The 14873-nt window shown below is 76.2% G+C and carries 11 protein-coding genes; 6 read left to right on the top strand and 5 right to left on the bottom strand.

What is annotated here, in order from left to right:
• Positions 1-8: 8 nt before the first annotated feature.
• Complete coding sequence (locus AC1RNL_RS09160) at positions 9-878, top strand: PHP domain-containing protein (protein WP_225792763.1); 870 nt, start codon at positions 9-11, stop codon at positions 876-878.
• A 420-nt stretch (positions 879-1298) separates the two neighbouring features.
• Here the strand turns inward: AC1RNL_RS09160 and AC1RNL_RS09155 are convergent, their stop codons facing one another.
• Positions 1299-2738, bottom strand: a complete 1440-nt coding sequence (locus tag AC1RNL_RS09155) for a DEAD/DEAH box helicase (RefSeq protein ID WP_192575897.1) — start codon at positions 2736-2738, stop codon at positions 1299-1301.
• Between the two features lie 123 nt (positions 2739-2861).
• Between AC1RNL_RS09155 and AC1RNL_RS09150 the strand changes: the two genes are divergently transcribed.
• Entirely contained in the window at positions 2862-3584 is a 723-nt protein-coding gene (locus tag AC1RNL_RS09150; RefSeq protein ID WP_246991701.1) for a ferritin-like fold-containing protein, read from the top strand.
• Positions 3585-3620: 36 nt separating this feature from the next.
• Here AC1RNL_RS09150 and AC1RNL_RS09145 read toward each other — a convergent pair whose 3' ends face one another.
• The gene (locus tag AC1RNL_RS09145) at positions 3621-3926 is read right to left on the bottom strand and encodes a hypothetical protein (protein ID WP_246991699.1); all 306 of its coding nucleotides are present in this window, start codon (positions 3924-3926) and stop codon (positions 3621-3623) included.
• The gene (locus AC1RNL_RS09140) at positions 3926-4144 is read right to left on the bottom strand and encodes a DUF3107 domain-containing protein (protein ID WP_128190749.1); all 219 of its coding nucleotides are present in this window, start codon (positions 4142-4144) and stop codon (positions 3926-3928) included. The genes AC1RNL_RS09145 and AC1RNL_RS09140 overlap by 1 nt, the downstream gene beginning before the upstream one ends.
• 113 nt (positions 4145-4257) lie before the next feature.
• Between AC1RNL_RS09140 and AC1RNL_RS09135 the strand changes: the two genes are divergently transcribed.
• Together AC1RNL_RS09135 and AC1RNL_RS09130 are read left to right on the top strand one after the other, a co-directional pair.
• A complete protein-coding gene (locus AC1RNL_RS09135; RefSeq protein ID WP_492935040.1) occupies positions 4258-7347 on the top strand; it encodes a PD-(D/E)XK nuclease family protein in 3090 nt (1029 codons plus the stop codon).
• Entirely contained in the window at positions 7344-10490 is a 3147-nt protein-coding gene (locus tag AC1RNL_RS09130; protein ID WP_492935039.1) for an ATP-dependent DNA helicase, read from the top strand. Before AC1RNL_RS09135 ends, AC1RNL_RS09130 begins: the two co-directional genes overlap by 4 nt.
• A gap of 11 nt (positions 10491-10501) precedes the next feature.
• Here AC1RNL_RS09130 and AC1RNL_RS09125 read toward each other — a convergent pair whose 3' ends face one another.
• Positions 10502-11542: a phosphotransferase gene (locus AC1RNL_RS09125; RefSeq protein ID WP_492935038.1), complete on the bottom strand. Its 1041-nt coding sequence runs from the start codon at positions 11540-11542 to the stop codon at positions 10502-10504.
• Between the two features lie 58 nt (positions 11543-11600).
• Between AC1RNL_RS09125 and nudC the strand changes: the two genes are divergently transcribed.
• Positions 11601-12515 (top strand): NAD(+) diphosphatase, encoded by a 915-nt coding sequence (nudC, locus tag AC1RNL_RS09120; RefSeq protein WP_492935037.1) that lies wholly within the window; start codon positions 11601-11603, stop codon positions 12513-12515.
• Positions 12482-14221 (top strand): ATP-dependent helicase, encoded by a 1740-nt coding sequence (locus tag AC1RNL_RS09115; protein ID WP_246991692.1) that lies wholly within the window; start codon positions 12482-12484, stop codon positions 14219-14221. The genes nudC and AC1RNL_RS09115 overlap by 34 nt, the downstream gene beginning before the upstream one ends.
• Here the strand turns inward: AC1RNL_RS09115 and AC1RNL_RS09110 are convergent.
• Positions 14148-14855 (bottom strand): hypothetical protein, encoded by a 708-nt coding sequence (locus tag AC1RNL_RS09110; protein WP_492935036.1) that lies wholly within the window; start codon positions 14853-14855, stop codon positions 14148-14150. The two genes, AC1RNL_RS09115 and AC1RNL_RS09110, sit on opposite strands and share 74 nt — an antisense overlap.
• Positions 14856-14873: the final 18 nt, after the last annotated feature.

The raw sequence follows: 14873 nt of genomic DNA, 5'->3' as shown, positions 1-14873 counted from the left end.
CTTCCAGGGTGGAGCACGACTGGGAGGGCATCGGCCCCATCGACCTGCACGCCCACTCGCGCGAGTCGGACGGCACGGATGCGCCGGGCGACGTCGTGCGGGCGGCCGCGGCCGCGGGCCTCGGTGCCGTCGCGCTCACCGACCACGACACGGTCGCCGGCTGGGCGGAGGCCGCGGTCGCGGCGATCGAGAGCGGCATCGTGCTCATCCCCGGCGTCGAGTTCTCGGCGCAGATCGGTCCGGCGAGCGTGCACGTGCTCGGCTACCTGCTCGACCCGGAGGCCGAGGCGTTCATCGGCGAGCGCGAGCGCATCCGGCTCGAGCGCGTCGAGCGCGCCGAGCGCATGGTGCACGCGATCGGCCAGGACTACCCGCTCACGTGGCAGCACGTCGAGGAGCACTCCGCGCCCGGCGCCACGATCGGCCGCCCCCACATCGCCGACGCGCTCGTCACGCTCGGCATCGTCGCCGACCGGTCGGCCGCGTTCGAGGGCATCCTGCACTGGCAGGGCGGCTACTACCAGCCGCACCACGCGCCGGCGCCCGAGGAGGCGATCGGCATCATCAAGGACGCGGGCGGCGTCGCCGTGCTCGCGCACCCGGCGGCGCGCGGGCGCGCGGTGATGCGGATGGGCTCGCTCGGCGACCTGGTCGGAGCCGGCCTCGACGGCGTCGAGGTGTGGCACCGCGACAACGACGAGCCCTCCCGGCGACAGCTGCTCGCCGACGCCGAGCGGCTGTCGCTGCTCGTCACCGGCTCGAGCGACTACCACGGCGACGGCAAGCCGAACCGGCTGGGGGAGCACACGACCGACCCCGCCGTGCTCGCCGAGATCGTGCGCCGCGCGACCGGCTGGGCCCCGGTCATCCCCGCCTGACACGCGCGGCGGCGCCCCGTCCGCGCCCCGTCCGCAGCGCGACCGGTCGAGTGGCGCCCCCGGCGGTCCAGTGGCGCCTGCGGTCATCGAGTGGCGCCCCCGGCGATCGAGTGGCGCCCGCGGCGATCGAGTGGCGCCCCCGGCGATCGAGTGGCGCCCCCGGCGATCGAGTGGCGCTTCCGGGGAATGACTGGCGCCTCCGGTCATCGACAGGCGGAAGCGCGAGGTCAGCCGGCCGTCGCCGCTCGATCGCACAAGCCGCCACTCGATCGCACAAGCCGCCACTCGATCGCGCGGGGCGCCACTCGATCGCGGGAGGCGCCACTCGGGGGAGGCGGGGCGCGGGCGGGGCGCACGACGACGGCCGCCCCGCGGAGTGCGGAGCGGCCGTCGAGCGGATGCGCGGTGCGCGGCGGGCGGTCAGGCCTGCGCGGGCGGCGGGGTGGCCGAGCCCGAGCGGCTGCGGCGGCGCCGACGGCGCGCCGGGGCGGCGTTGCCGTCGTGGTGCTCGGTGCCGCCGCCGTCGTGCGTGCCGCGTCCCTCGGGCGCGGGCACCGCATCCGTGGTCCTGGGCTGGCCCTCGCCGCCCGAGCGGCCGCGGCCGCCGCGACGACGGCGCGGGCGGTCGCCCTCGGCGCGCTCGCGGCCGGGCGCCTCGGCGCGCGCGCCGGGCGCGACGCCCTCGCGCTTGGCCTCCTTGTTGGGCGGCGTCGCGTGCAGGCGGCCCTTGACCCCGGCCGGGATGTTGAGGTCGCTGTAGAGGTGCGGGCTCGACGAGTAGGTCTCGACCGGCTCGGGGCGCCCGAACTCGAGCGCGCGGTCGATGAGCGCCCACTTGTGCAGGTCGTCCCAGTCGACGAACGTGACGGCGATGCCGGTGCGGCCGGCGCGGCCGGTGCGGCCGACGCGGTGCAGGTAGGCCTTCTCGTCCTCGGGGATCGTGTGGTTGATGACGTGCGTGATGTCGTCGACGTCGATGCCGCGGGCGGCGACGTCGGTCGCGATGAGCACGTCCTTCTTGCCGGCCTTGAACTGCGCCATGGCGCGCTCGCGCGCCTCCTGGCTCATGTCGCCGTGCACGGCGGCGGCCGAGAAGCCGCGGTCGATGAGCTCCTCGGTGAGCCGCGAGGCGGCGCGCTTCGTGCGCGTGAAGACGACGGCCTTGCCGCGGCCCTCGGCCTGCAGGATGCGGGCGACGACCTCGTCCTTGTCGAGCGAGTGCGCCCGGTAGACGACGTGCTGGATGTTGGCCTGCGCGATGGTCTCGTCGACGTCGGTCGCGCGGATGTGCAGCGGCCGCGACATGAAGCGGCGCGCGAGGGCGACGACCGCGCCCGGCATGGTGGCCGAGAACAGCATCGTGTGCCGCACCGCGGGGGTCTTCGAGAAGATCTTCTCGACGTCTGGGAGGAACCCGAGGTCGAGCATCTTGTCGGCCTCGTCGAGCACCATCTCCTTCACGTTGGAGAGGTCGAGGATGCGCTGCTGCACGAGGTCGAGGAGGCGGCCGGGGGTGCCGACCACGATCTGCGCGCCGGCCTTCAGCTGGTCGATCTGGCCCTCGTAGGCCTTGCCGCCGTAGATGGAGACGACCGTCGTCGGACGGTTGGAGGTGATGAGCTCCATGTCCTCGGTCACCTGCACGGCGAGCTCGCGCGTGGGCACCACGATGAGCGCCTGCACGCCGGCCGCGGGCTCGGCGCCGAGGCGCTGCGCGAGCGGCAGGCCGAACGCGAAGGTCTTGCCGGTGCCGGTCTTCGCCTGGCCGATGATGTCCTGGCCCGACAGCGCGAGCGGGATCGTCTGCGTCTGGATCGGGAAGGGCTCGAGGATGCCGCGGTCGGCGAGGGCCTGGACCATGTCGGCGTCGATGGAGAGGTCTTGGAAGGTCAAGAGAGGGTTCCGCCTGTTCGTCTACTCCGACCAGCGTACCCGGGGGCGTGCGGGCGCGGCCGCATCGCGGCCCTAGACTGCTCGACTGTGGTGAAGTGGTTCGACAGGACGCCGCGCGACGTGACGCGCCAGCTGCTGCGGCATCACCGCGTGCCGGTGGTCGGCGACCGCGTGCTGCTGCAGGACGTGCGGCCCGCGCTCGTGCCGTTCGTCGGCCAGGCGCTCGGCCTCGAGCTCGACCTCGTGGCGAAGGCCGGCCGCGTGCTGGAGCAGGCGCCGTCGCTCGAGACGCAGGTGGCGCTCGCCGACGTGGTGCGCATCCACGCGACGCGCGCGGGGGCGTTCGCGCGCATCCTGGACGGCGAGGGCGTCGAGCCCGAGGAGGCGATGCGCCCGTTCGCCGATGCCACGCGGGACTTCTCGAACCTGGTCGAGGGCGCCGACTGGTACGAGCAGGTGCTCGCGATCCACGTCATCAGCGGCCTGCTCGAGGACTTCTTCGTCGCGATCGTGCCGGGGCTGCCCGAGGACGACCAGGACGCCATGCTGCGGGCGCTCCGCGGCGAGAGCGCGCACGGGCACCTCGTGCGCATCCTCCAGGCCGCGATCCACGCGACGCCGCGGCTCTCCGACCGGCTGGCCGTGTGGGGCCGCCGGCTCGTCGGCGACGCGCTGCTGCAGATGTACCTCGCGGTCAACGGGCCCGACGACTCCGGTCGCGCCGTGCCGAGCCAGCCGCGGCTCGAGCCCGCGTTCAACGACATCGTCGCGTCGCACACCCGCCGCATGGACGAGCTGGGCCTCACGGCCTGAGGCCGAGCCCCGCGGCTCAGGCCGGGTTGGTGGGCGTCAGGCCTTGCGTGCCCCGGTGAGCTCTGCGAGGTACGCGGCGTCCGCGCGCTCGCGGCGCTGCGGCAGGACCTTCGGCAGCGCGACCGCGACGACGAGCGCGGCGACGAGGCTGCCGATCCAGGCCCAGCCGTTGTCGGCTGCGGCGCCGAGCATCGCGGCGACCGTCCACACGACGCCGGCGGCGGCGGCGGGCGCGAGCACGTTGAGGAAGAGGCCCACCCACTCGCGGCCCGGCAGCAGGTAGCGGGCCACGAGCCCGATCGCGGCGCCGAACACCATCGGCACGATGACCAGGATGGGCATCAGGCGACGAAGCCGATCTTGCGCGTCGACTCGCTGCCGATCTCGACGTAGGCGATGTTCGCGCTCGGCACGATGTAGCGGCGCCCCTTCGCGTCGTCGAGCGCGAGGTGCCCGGCCTCGAGCGCGGCGAGCACCGCGGACTCGACCTCCTGGGCGGTCTGCGACGAGTCGAATGCGATCTCGCGTGCCGAGTCCTTGATGCCGATGCGGATGTCCATGCTCCCGAGGATAGGCGATCGGATGCGGCCGTCCCGCCGTGTCCGCCGAGGGCGATCACCGCCCTCGCGCGGCGCTCGCGCCGCCTGTGGGCGGCCGCGGATACCGTGGCCGCATGCCCAGCCAGAGCCTGCTCGAGACGAGCGTCGACCTCGACGAGTCCCAGCGCGCCGTGCTCGCGCTGCCCGAGGGCGCATCCGCCATCGTCCTCGGCGTCGCCGGCTCCGGCAAGACCACCGCGCTCGTCGAGCTCGCCGCCGCGCGGCTCGCGGGCGGGCTCGAGCCGTCGGGCCTGCTCGTGGTGGCCGGCTCCCGGCAGGCCGCGACGGCGCTGCGCGACCGGCTCGCGCGACGCACGGCGCGCGTCACGCCCGGGCCGCTCGCGCGCTCGATGCCGTCGTTCGCGCACGCGCTGCTCACGGCCGCGGCGATGGCCGACGAGCGGCCCGCGCCGCAGCTGCTCTCGGGCGCCGAGCAGGACCGCATCATCGCGGCGATGCTCGCCGGCCACGCCGACGACGCGGCCGAGGGCGTCGCGCGCGGGCCGCGCTGGCCCGAGCACCTGCACGCCGAGGTGCGCGAGCAGGCGGGCTTCCGCGCCGAGCTGCGCGAGCTCATGGCGGCGGCCGAGGAGCGCGGCATGGATGCGTCGGCGCTCGCTGCGCGCGCGGCCGAGCGCGGGGTGCCGGAGTGGGCGGCGGCCGCCGAGTTCATGGCCGAGCTCGAGCGGCTCCAGCGGCTCGAGCGGCGGGGCGCCGAGGCCGTGACCGCCGCGTCGCTGCTGCGCCGCGCGGCCGGCGCGATCGCCGAGACCCGGGTGCCGCTGCCGAGCCTCGTGCTCGTCGACGACGCGCAGGAGCTCACCGAAGGCGCGGTCGTCGTGCTCGAGGCGCTCCGCGCGCGCGGCGCCGCGGTCGTCGCCTTCGGCGACCCCGACACGACGACGGGCGGCTTCCGCGGCGCCGACGCCGCGCTGCTCGCGGCCCTGCCCGCGCGGCTCGGGTTCGCGCACGAGCACGGCCACCGGCTCGAGCTCGCGCACGACCACCGCCACGGCGAGACGGTGCGCGCGTTCCTCGCGAGGTCCGTGCAGGGCATCGGCACCGCAGGGGCGGGCACGCACCGGCAGGCCGCGCCGCGCGCCGAGGCGGGCGACGACGTGCTCGAGCTGCACCTCGCCCAGTCGCTCGACGAGCAGGCGCGCCGCATCGCGCGGCTGATCCACGAGCGCCGGGCGCGGGGCGTCGGGTTCGACGAGATCGCGGTGATCGCGCGCACCGGCCGAGCCGCCGCCGAGCTCGGCTCGCTGCTGTCGGCGCTCGAGGTGCCGGTCGCGTCGGGCGGGCCGACGCGCCTGCGCGAGGCCGAGGTCGTCGAGGCGCTCGTGAGCGTGCTCGCCGTCGCCACCGGCCGCCGAGTGCTCGACGCGCAGCTCGCCGAGCAGCTGCTGCGCAGCGATCTGCTCGGCCTCGACGCGCTCGCGGTGCGCCGGCTGAAGCGCGCGCTGCGGCACCGCATCGTCGCTGCCGGCGGCCAGGTGCACGTCGCCGGGGCCGAGCTCGTGCGCGATGCGATCGTCGCCGCCGCGGCGGGCGACGACCAGCAGCTGGAGGGGCTCGCCGCCGCCCGCCAGGGCGCCGCCGGCGCCCGCCGGCTCGCGCGCATGCTCGCCGACGCGCGGGCGCTGCTGACGGCCGACGATCCGGCGGGAGCCGACCGCGTGCTGTGGGCCGCGTGGAGCGCCGCCGGCGTCGCCGAGGCGTGGCGTCGCGCGGCGCTCGCGGGCTCGGGCGTCGAGAGCGCGCTCGCGAACCGGCGGCTCGACGCGGTCGTGGCGCTCTTCGACCAGGTGGCGCGCCTGATCGAGCGGCGGCCCGACGCCGACACCGGCGCCTTCGTCGACGCGTGGCTCGCGTCGAGCGTCGACGACGACTCCCTCGCCGCCCGCGCCGAGGGCGCCCGCGTCGCGATCGGCACCCCCGGCCAGTTCGTCGGGCGCGAGCTCGACACCGTGATCGTCGCCGGGCTGCAGGACGGCGTGTGGCCCAACCTCCGGCCGCGCGGGTCGCTGCTGGGCGCCAACCGGCTCGACGGCGACCCCACCGAGGACGCCCGTGCGGGGGTGCTCCACGACGAGCTGCGCACGTTCGTGAAAGCGGTCTCGACCGCGCGCGCCGCCGTGCTGCTGACGGCGGTCGCGAGCGAGGACGAGCAGCCGTCGCCGTTCGTGCTCGCGGTCGAGCCGGAGCCGGTCCCCGGCGCCGACGACAGCTGGCACTCGCTGCGCTCGCTCGTCGCGAGCCTGCGGCGGAGGGTCGTCGACCGCCGCCCCGACGCCGACCGGGCGGCGGCGGCGCTCCGCCGCCTCGCCGATGCGGGCGTGCCGGGCGCCTCGCCCGCCGAGTGGGCCGGGCTGCTGGCGGTCTCGACGACCGAGCGGCTCGACGCGAGCGAGCAGGTGCGCGTGAGCCCCTCGGCGCTGCAGGGCCTCGTCGAGTGCGAGCTCTCGTGGGTGGTGGGCCGGCTCGCCGGCGGCACCTCCAACCGCGCCGCGGCGCTCGGCACGATCGTGCACGACGCGGTCGAGCGCGTCGACGCGACCGACGCCGCGGCGATCGAGGCGGCCGTCGAGGCGCGCTTCGCCGAGCTCGACCACCCCTCGACGTGGGAGGCGGCGCAGCAGCGCGACGAGGTCGTGCCGATGGCGGGCGCGCTCGCCGGCTACTTCCAGGTGCTGCGCGGCGCCGGCTGGAGGATCGAGCGCGACGAGCGCGAGGCCCGCTTCTCGGTCGAGGTCGGCGGCGCGGTGCTCTCCGGCGCGATCGACTGGATCGAGCACGGGCCGGCGGGCGAGGTGCGCATCGTCGACCTGAAGACGGGCAAGAAGGTGCCGAGCACCGTGCCCGGGCTCGGCAACCTCCAGCTGCGCGCCTACCAGCTCGCCGTCGCGCTCGGCGGCATCGAGGGCATCGAGGCGGGCGCGCAGACCACGGCGCGGCTCGTCATGCCCAAGCTCGCCCGCAAGGAGAAGACGGTCGACTCCGAGCCGTTCGACGAGGTGGCGGATGCGTTCCGCGAGCACCTGCGGACGGCGGTCGAGACCATGGGCGGCGCCACGTTCGTCGCCCGGCCCGAGCTGCACTGCAGCGGCGACTACAGCTTCGGCCAGTGCGCCATCCACGTCATCCCGGAGGTCACCGAGTGATCAGCGCCATCGAGATCACCGAGGCGATCGCTGCCGTGCGGGGCCGCGATCCGCAGCTGCCGACCGACGAGCAGATCGCGGTCATCGAGGCGCCCGAGGCTCCCACGCTCGTCGTCGCGGGCGCCGGCAGCGGCAAGACGCACACGATGGCGCAGCGCGTGCTGTGGCTCGTCGCGAACGGCTCGGTCGCGCCCGACGAGGTGCTCGGGCTCACGTTCACCCGCAAGGCCGCCGGCGAGCTCGGCGAGCGGCTGCACGCCGAGCTGCGCGCGCTGGCGCAGGCGGGGCTCGTCGACGCGGAGGTCGCCGCGACGCGCAGGCCCGTCGTGCAGACCTACAACTCCTTCGCGAGCGCGCTGTTCCGCGAGTGGGCGCTGCTCATCGGCCGCGACCCCGAGTCCGAGGTGCTCACCGACCCCGCGGCCTTCCTGCTCGCGCTGCGCGTCGCGCGCGCCTCCGACGACCTGCGGCTCGCGGCGCTCGGCCGCGCCGAGACGATCGCCGACCGCGTCGTGCAGCTCGCCGGAACGCTCGGCGACCACCGCGTCTCGACCGCGGAGCTGCGGCGCGGGCGCTACCCGGAGCGCTTCCGCGCGCTGCTCGAGCTGCCGACCGCCGACGAGCCGAAGGACTTCCGCGCGGCCCACGCGAAGGCGATCGCGCAGGACGTGGAGCGCATCGGTGGCCTCGAGCCGCTCGCCGACCTGGTCGACGCGTTCGACGACGCCAAGCGCCGCCGCGGCGCGGTGCAGTTCAGCGACCAGGTGCGGCTCGCGCTCGACGCCGTGAGCGCGCACGCGGGCGCGGTCGACGAGCTGCGCTCGCGCCACCGCGCCGTGCTGCTCGACGAGTTCCAGGACACCTCCGTGCTGCAGCTGCAGCTCATCCACGCGCTCTTCGACGGCTCACCCGTCATGGCCGTCGGCGACCCGAACCAGGCGATCTACGGCTTCCGCGGCGCGAGCGCCGGCACCCTCGCCCTCTTCGCGCAGCGCTTCCGCGTCGAGCGCACCCTCACGCTCTCGACGAGCTGGCGCAACGACGAGGACGTGCTCGCGCTCGCGCACGCCGTCGCGAGCGAGCTGCCGGAGCAGCCGGGCGTGCCGGTCAAGCGGCTCGAGCCGCGCCGGGGCGCCGGCCCGGGCGACGTCGCCGTGCGCCACCTGCCGACGATCGAGGACGAGTCGCGCGAGCTCGCGGCCTGGCTGCGCTCGCACGGCGCCGGCGTCGCGGGTTCGCCGGTGACGGGCGCGGTGCTCGTGCGCTCCCACTCGCAGGGCGTCGAGCTCACGCGCGCGCTCCGTGCCGAGGGCATCCGCGTCTTCCGTTCCGGCGGCGGCGGGCTGCTCGACGAGCCGGAGGTCGTCGACCTCGTCGCCGCGCTCCGCGTGCTCGGCCGGCCGGAGGAGGGCTCGAGCCTCGTGCGGCTGCTGGCCGGCAGCCGCTGGCGCGTCGGCGTCGCCGACCTCGCGGCGCTGCAGCGCCACGCCGCCGCGCTCGCGAAGCGCGGCCTGAGCGACGACCAGCGCAGCGCCGACCGCGGTGCGATCGCGCCGGAGGCCCACGTGTCGATCGTCGACGCGCTCGATGCGCTCGTCGACGACCCGCGCCTCGACGGCGCGACCGAGGTCGGGATCGCGCGCATGCGCGAGGCCGGGTCGCTGCTGCGCGAGCTGCGCCGACGCGCCGGCATGCCGCTCGCCGAGCTCGTGCGCAGCGTCGAGCAGGCGCTGCGGCTCGACATCGAGGTGGCGGCGAAGCGCCACCACGCCCACGGCGCGCTCGACGCGTTCGGTCGCGAGGTGCAGGCGTTCGCCGCCGCCGACGAGCGCGGCTCGCTCGAGGCCTTCCTCACCTACCTCGACGTGCTCGAGGCGGGCCGCGGGCCCGATGTGCCCGAGCCCGAGCCGGAGCCCGGCTGGGTGCAGGTGCTCACCATGCACGCGTCGAAGGGGCTCGAGTGGGACGTCGTGGCCCTGCCGCGGCTCGCGGCCGCGAAGCAGGACGACCAGCCGCTCGGCTGGCTCACGCACGCGACGCTGCCCTACCCGCTGCGCGGCGACGTCGACCTGCTGCCGCACCTCGAGTGGCAGGGGCACGCGACGCAGCACGACTACGCGCTCGCCCGCGAGCGCTTCCTCGGGCAGCTCTGGGAGCACTACCAGTCCGAGGAGGACCGGCTCGCCTACGTCGGCGTCACGCGCGCCCGCCGCGCGCTGTGGCTCTCCGGCGCGCAGTGGTACGGCATGGCGCGCACGCCCGCGAAGCCCAAGCGCCTGCTCGAGCTCGCGGCCCGCGCCATGCGCGCCGAGCTGCTCGAGCAGCCCGAGAAGGGCGCCGAGAACCCGCTCGGCGACCGCAGCCCCTCGCTCGCGTGGCCCGTCGATCCGCTCGGCGCCCGGCGCGCCGCGGTCGAGGCGGCCGCCGCGAGCGTCGAGGCGGCGGATGCGTCGACGCCGACCCCGTGGGACGAGGCGATCGAGCTGCTGCTCGCCGACCGCGGCGCGACCGAGCTCACCCTCCCGACCCGCATCGCCGCATCCGGCTTCAAGGACTGGGCGGCCGACCCCGTCGCGGTCGCCCGCCAGATCGCACGCCCCATGCCGCAGCAGCCGTTCGCCGCGACGCGCCTGGGCACGCTGTTCCACGGCTGGGTCGAGCGGCGCGGGAGCGCCGTCGGCCTCGGCGACGCGATCGACGACGAGGCCCTCGATGAGGAGCTCGTCGGCATCGACGCCGAGCGCCTCGATCGGCTGAAGCGCACGTTCGCGGCCTCGCCCTACGGCGACCGCGCGCCGGCCGAGACCGAGATCGAGATCCACCTGCCGCTCGCGGGCACGACCGTCGTCTGCAAGATCGACGCCGTCTACCGCGACGGCGACCGCGCGACCGTCGTCGACTGGAAGACCGGCGCCCTCCCGAAGGGCGCGGCCGACCTCGAGGCGAGGCAGCTGCAGCTCGCGCTGTACCGCGCGGCCTACGCGGCGCACGCCGGGCTCGACCCCGAGCAGGTCGACGCGGAGCTGTACTTCGTCGAGCACGACCGCGTCGTGCGGCCCGAGCGCATCGAGTCGCTCGCCGAGCTCGAGGCCCGCTGGCTGCGGGCGCAGCAGGCGGTGGCGGAGGCCTCGGCGCTCGCCTGAGCGCCGTCCCGCTAGGGCCGGTCGCCGTCCGCGCGATCGGGCGCCCCGGGCACCTCGCCCGTGGCGGCGGGCGACTCGCCGAGGTACTCCTGCACCCCGGTGAGGTCCATGGTCTCGAGCCGCTGCGGGGCGATCGCGGCGCCCGGATCGCGGTCGACGCGGGCGACGAGGCCGGCGAGCATGCCCTTCGCGTCGTCGACGATCGACTCGTCGCCCTTCGCGACGCCGTGCAGCAGCCAGCGGGCGATGTCGAGCTCCGCGTGCAGCATCGCGCGCTGCCGCACCTGCCGATCGCCGATGCCGCGCGCGGCGGCGTGCGCGTCGAACGCCTCGTCGACGCTGCCGAACTCCGTCGAGCCGAGCAGGAACGCGAGATCGCGCGCGGGGTCGCCCACCGAGAGCGCGTGCCAGCCGTCGAGCCCCACGACGCGCGGGCCCTCCACGCGGAACGCGGGCGCCTGCAGGTCGCCGTGCACGAGCGTCGGCTTGAACTGCCACAGGCGGTCGTCGCCGAGCGCGCCCTCCCAGCGCTCGAGCAGCGCCGCGGGCACCGCACCGGTCGCGGCGGCGCGGTCGAACGTGTCGAGCAGCTGCTGGCGGAGCGCCGGCGCGCCCTCGTGCGGGAGCCCGGCGTCGGCGGCGACCGACGTCGGCAGCTCGTGGATCGCGGCGATCGCCTGGCCGACGGCGGCGGCGAGCCCGGGGCGCGCGGGGGAGAGGTCGCCGAGCCGCATGACCTCGCCGCCGAGCCGCGTGAGCACGAACAGCCGGGACCGGCCGGCGTCGACGGTGCCGAGCACCGACGGCACCTCGAACGGCAGGCGCGAGCGGGTCGCGAGCGTCAGGGCCGCGAGGGCGGCCGCGTGCTCCTCGGCGGAGCGCAGCGCCGCCACGGAGCGGGGGAGCACGACCTGGACGGTCTCGCCGTCCGCGAGCCGCGCGGCGACGACCGAGCGGTGCTCGTCCGAGCCGTCCTCCGAGGCGCCCACGACGTCCAGGCCCTCGACGGCGGTGGTGGCGAGCGCGGCTAGAGTGAAGGGGTTCGTGCTCATGGATGCCAGGCTAGGCCGACCTCGACCCGAGGCGGACGCGCCACGCGACGGAGGTGACGTGGAGGTTCCCCCGCTCGCCCGATCGGGCCTCGATCGCGACCACGCGACCCGCATCGCGGACGACGCGGTCGATCGCGCGCTCGAGGACCCCTCGACGCGGATCGTCGTGATCGCCGGCGATCGCGCGCCGGTGCGCGACGGCCGGCTCGTGCGCCTCGCCCACCACGAGCTGCCGGATGCCGTGGTGCGCGTCGAGCCGCACGTGCCGCCCAGCTGGCTCGGCAGGCTGCGCCCGCTCCCGGACGGCACGCCGGGCGGGGTGGTGCTGAGCCTGCTCGTCGCCGAGCCGTTCGAGGTCGAGGGCGCCGAGTGGCGGTCGCTGCGCGAGGTCGGGGCCGACCTCGACGACGCCGACGCCGGCGTGCTCGTGCAGGCGGTCGCGCTCGGCGTCTGGCAGCGCGAGAGCCACCACAGCCCGGTCGACGGCAGCGCCGCGGCGTTCGAGGAGTCGGGCTGGGTCCGGCGCGACGCCGGCGGCGGTGCGCACTTCCCGCGCACCGACCCCGCGGTGATCGTGGCGATCCACGACCCCGCCGACGAGCGCATCCTGCTCGGCCACAACGCGGCGTGGCCCGAGGGGCGGTACTCGCTCATCGCCGGCTTCGTCGATCCGGGCGAGTCGCTCGAGGCCGCGGTCGTGCGCGAGGTGCTCGAGGAGACGGGCCTGCGCGTCGAGCGGCCCCGCTACCTCGGCTCGCAGCCGTGGCCGTTCCCGCGCAGCCTCATGATCGGCTTCGAGTGCGTCGCGCCCGATCCGAGCACGATCGTGCCCGACGGCGTCGAGATCCTCGACGTGCGGTGGTTCGCCCGCGACGAGCTGCGCGCGGGCGCGGTGCAGCTGCCCGGCCGCACCTCCATCGCCTCCTGGATCCTCGACGCGTGGCTCGCCCGGCAGCCGGGCTCGGCGCGGTGACCGCGGGCGCGAAGCCCGACGCCGACCGCATCCTCGCCGGTCTCGACGAGCAGCAGCGGCTGGCGGCGACCACCCTCGGCGGCCCCGTCGCGATCCTCGCCGGCGCCGGCACGGGCAAGACGCGCGCGATCACGCACCGCATCGCCTACGCGGTCGCGACCGGCGACCAGGTCGAGCACGCCTCGCTCGCGCTCACCTTCACGAGCCGCGCCGCGGGCGAGATGCGCACGCGCCTCGCGCGCCTCGGCGCCGGCGGCGTGCAGGCGCGCACCTTCCACGCCGCCGCGCTCGCGCAGCTGTCGCACTTCTGGCCGCGCATCACCGGCTCGCGCATGCCGCAGCTGCTGCCGCAGAAGGCGAAGCTGCTCGCCGACGCCGCCGCGCAGCTGCGGCTGCGGCTGCCGACGGCGCAGCTGCGCGACGCCGCGGGCGAGATCGAGTGGCGCAAGTCGCAGGCGATGACGATGGAGGACTACGGGTTGCAGGCGCGCATCCGCCCCATGCCGACGGGCGTCGACGCCGAGACGATGATCGACCTGCACATGGCGTACGAGCGCGTGAAGGACGAGCGCCGGCAGATCGACTTCGAGGACGTGCTGCTCGCGACCACCGGCATGCTCGAGCGCGAGCCCGTCGTCGCCGACGAGGTGCGCTCGCGCTACCGGCACTTCACCGTCGACGAGTACCAGGACGTCTCGCCCATGCAGCAGCAGCTGCTCGCCGCGTGGCTCGGCGACCGCCGCGACGTCTGCGTCGTCGGCGACCCGAGCCAGACCATCTACTCGTTCGCCGGCGCCGACCCGGCGAGCCTGTCGCGCTTCGTGCACGACAACCCCGACGCCGAGGTGGTGCGGCTCGAGCGCTCCTACCGCTCCACGGCCGCGATCGTCGGCTGCGCCAACCGGCTGATGCGCGGCCGCGACGCGCTCACGCTCACCGCCGCGTCGGGGGAGCACGGACTCGAGCCCGCGGTCGCGGTGCACGGCAACGACACCGCCGAGGCGGCGGCGATCGCGGCCGCATGCCGCGCGCAGGTCGACGCGGGCGCCGACCCCGGCAGCATCGCCGTGCTCACGCGCTTCCACGCGCAGTCGGGCCTCATCGAGCAGGCGCTCGCCGGCGTCGGCCTGTCGTCGACGGTGCGCGGCTCGGTGCGCTTCTTCGAGCTGCCCGTCATCAAGCGCGCCGTCATGATGCTGCGGAGCGCCCCTGCCGACGGCCGGCCGGTCTTCCAGGCGGTCACCGACATCGTGATGGGGCTCGGCTACCGGGCGGAGCCGCCCGCCACGCACGGCGAGGAGCGCTCGCAGTGGGATGCGCTGCACGCGCTCGTCACGCTCGCGGAGGAGGCGGGCGGCACCGACCTGCCCGCGTTCGCCGCCGACCTGCAGCGCCGGGCCCAGACCGAGCACGAGCCGACGGTCGCGGCCGTCACGATCGCCACGATCCACGCGGCGAAGGGCCTCGAGTGGCAGCACGTGCACGTGTGCGGCCTCGCCGAGGGGCTCCTGCCGATCTCGCACGCGACGACGCTCGCCGAGATCGACGAGGAGCGCCGGCTCCTCTACGTCGCCATCACCCGCGCGCAGCGCAGCCTGTCGCTGACGTGGGCGCAGCACTCGGGGCACGCCGTCAGGCAGCCATCCCGGTTCCTCGCCGAGCTGCGTGCGGGCAGGCCCGCGGCCGCGGGCGGCGCAGCGCGCTGACCGCGCCGTCGCGCTGCGCGATCCGGGCGCCCCACCCCGCCGGCAGGCCGTCCGCCTCGAGCCGCCGCAGCGCATCCAGCACCGTCACGACGGTCTGCGCGGCGGCGCTCGGGCTCGGCACGGGCACGAGGTGGCCCGGCACGAGCGCATCGTCGACCGGCGCGCACGCCGAGCAGCCGGCGCCGCCCGGCACGTAGGGGCCGACCTGCACCCAGGCGTCGCCGACGACGACGGGCAGGTGCGCGACGCCGGCGTCGAGCAGCCGCTCCTGCTCGCGCGGCGGCAGGCGCCACGCGGCGACCGGGATCACGAGCCCGTCGTCGGCGGCCGGGTGCCCCGCGGCGCGCACCGCGCGGTGCACGTCGAGGGCGAGCCGGATGCGCCCGCGCACGCGGGCGGGCAGGCGCGGCGCGGTCTCGACGAGCGCGGGCGCGAGCCGCTCGAGCAGCGCCCCGGCCGGCTCGTCGCCGAGCAGCTGCTCGAGCTCGCGGCGCACGACGCCCCGCGTCAGCAGGGCGACGCCGCGCAGCGTCGGCTCGTCGGCGTCGAGCTCGACGACCGGCTGCTGCGCGCCGATCGCGATCCGGTCGGGGGAGGTGCGGAAGACGGCGAGGTGCGGATCGAGTCGGAGCATGGCGGCATGGTGCGCCAG

Source organism: Agrococcus sp. GW821-FHT14H11 (assembly GCF_058803545.1).
The sequence above is the reverse complement of the archived record's forward strand: the minus strand, read 5'-3'. Positions and strand labels throughout refer to the sequence as shown.

What these genes read in the sequence shown, in the direction of transcription:
- AC1RNL_RS09155 (WP_192575897.1), bottom strand. Translation starts at nt 2,738, where the DNA reads ATGGTCCAGGCCCTCGCCGACCGCGGCATCCTCGAGCCCTTCCCGATC.
- AC1RNL_RS09145 (WP_246991699.1), bottom strand. Translation starts at nt 3,926, where the DNA reads ATGCCCATCCTGGTCATCGTGCCGATGGTGTTCGGCGCCGCGATCGGG.
- AC1RNL_RS09140 (WP_128190749.1), bottom strand. Translation starts at nt 4,144, where the DNA reads ATGGACATCCGCATCGGCATCAAGGACTCGGCACGCGAGATCGCATTC.
- AC1RNL_RS09135 (WP_492935040.1), top strand. Translation starts at nt 4,258, where the DNA reads ATGCCCAGCCAGAGCCTGCTCGAGACGAGCGTCGACCTCGACGAGTCC.
- AC1RNL_RS09125 (WP_492935038.1), bottom strand. Translation starts at nt 11,542, where the DNA reads ATGAGCACGAACCCCTTCACTCTAGCCGCGCTCGCCACCACCGCCGTC.
- AC1RNL_RS09110 (WP_492935036.1), bottom strand. Translation starts at nt 14,855, where the DNA reads ATGCTCCGACTCGATCCGCACCTCGCCGTCTTCCGCACCTCCCCCGAC.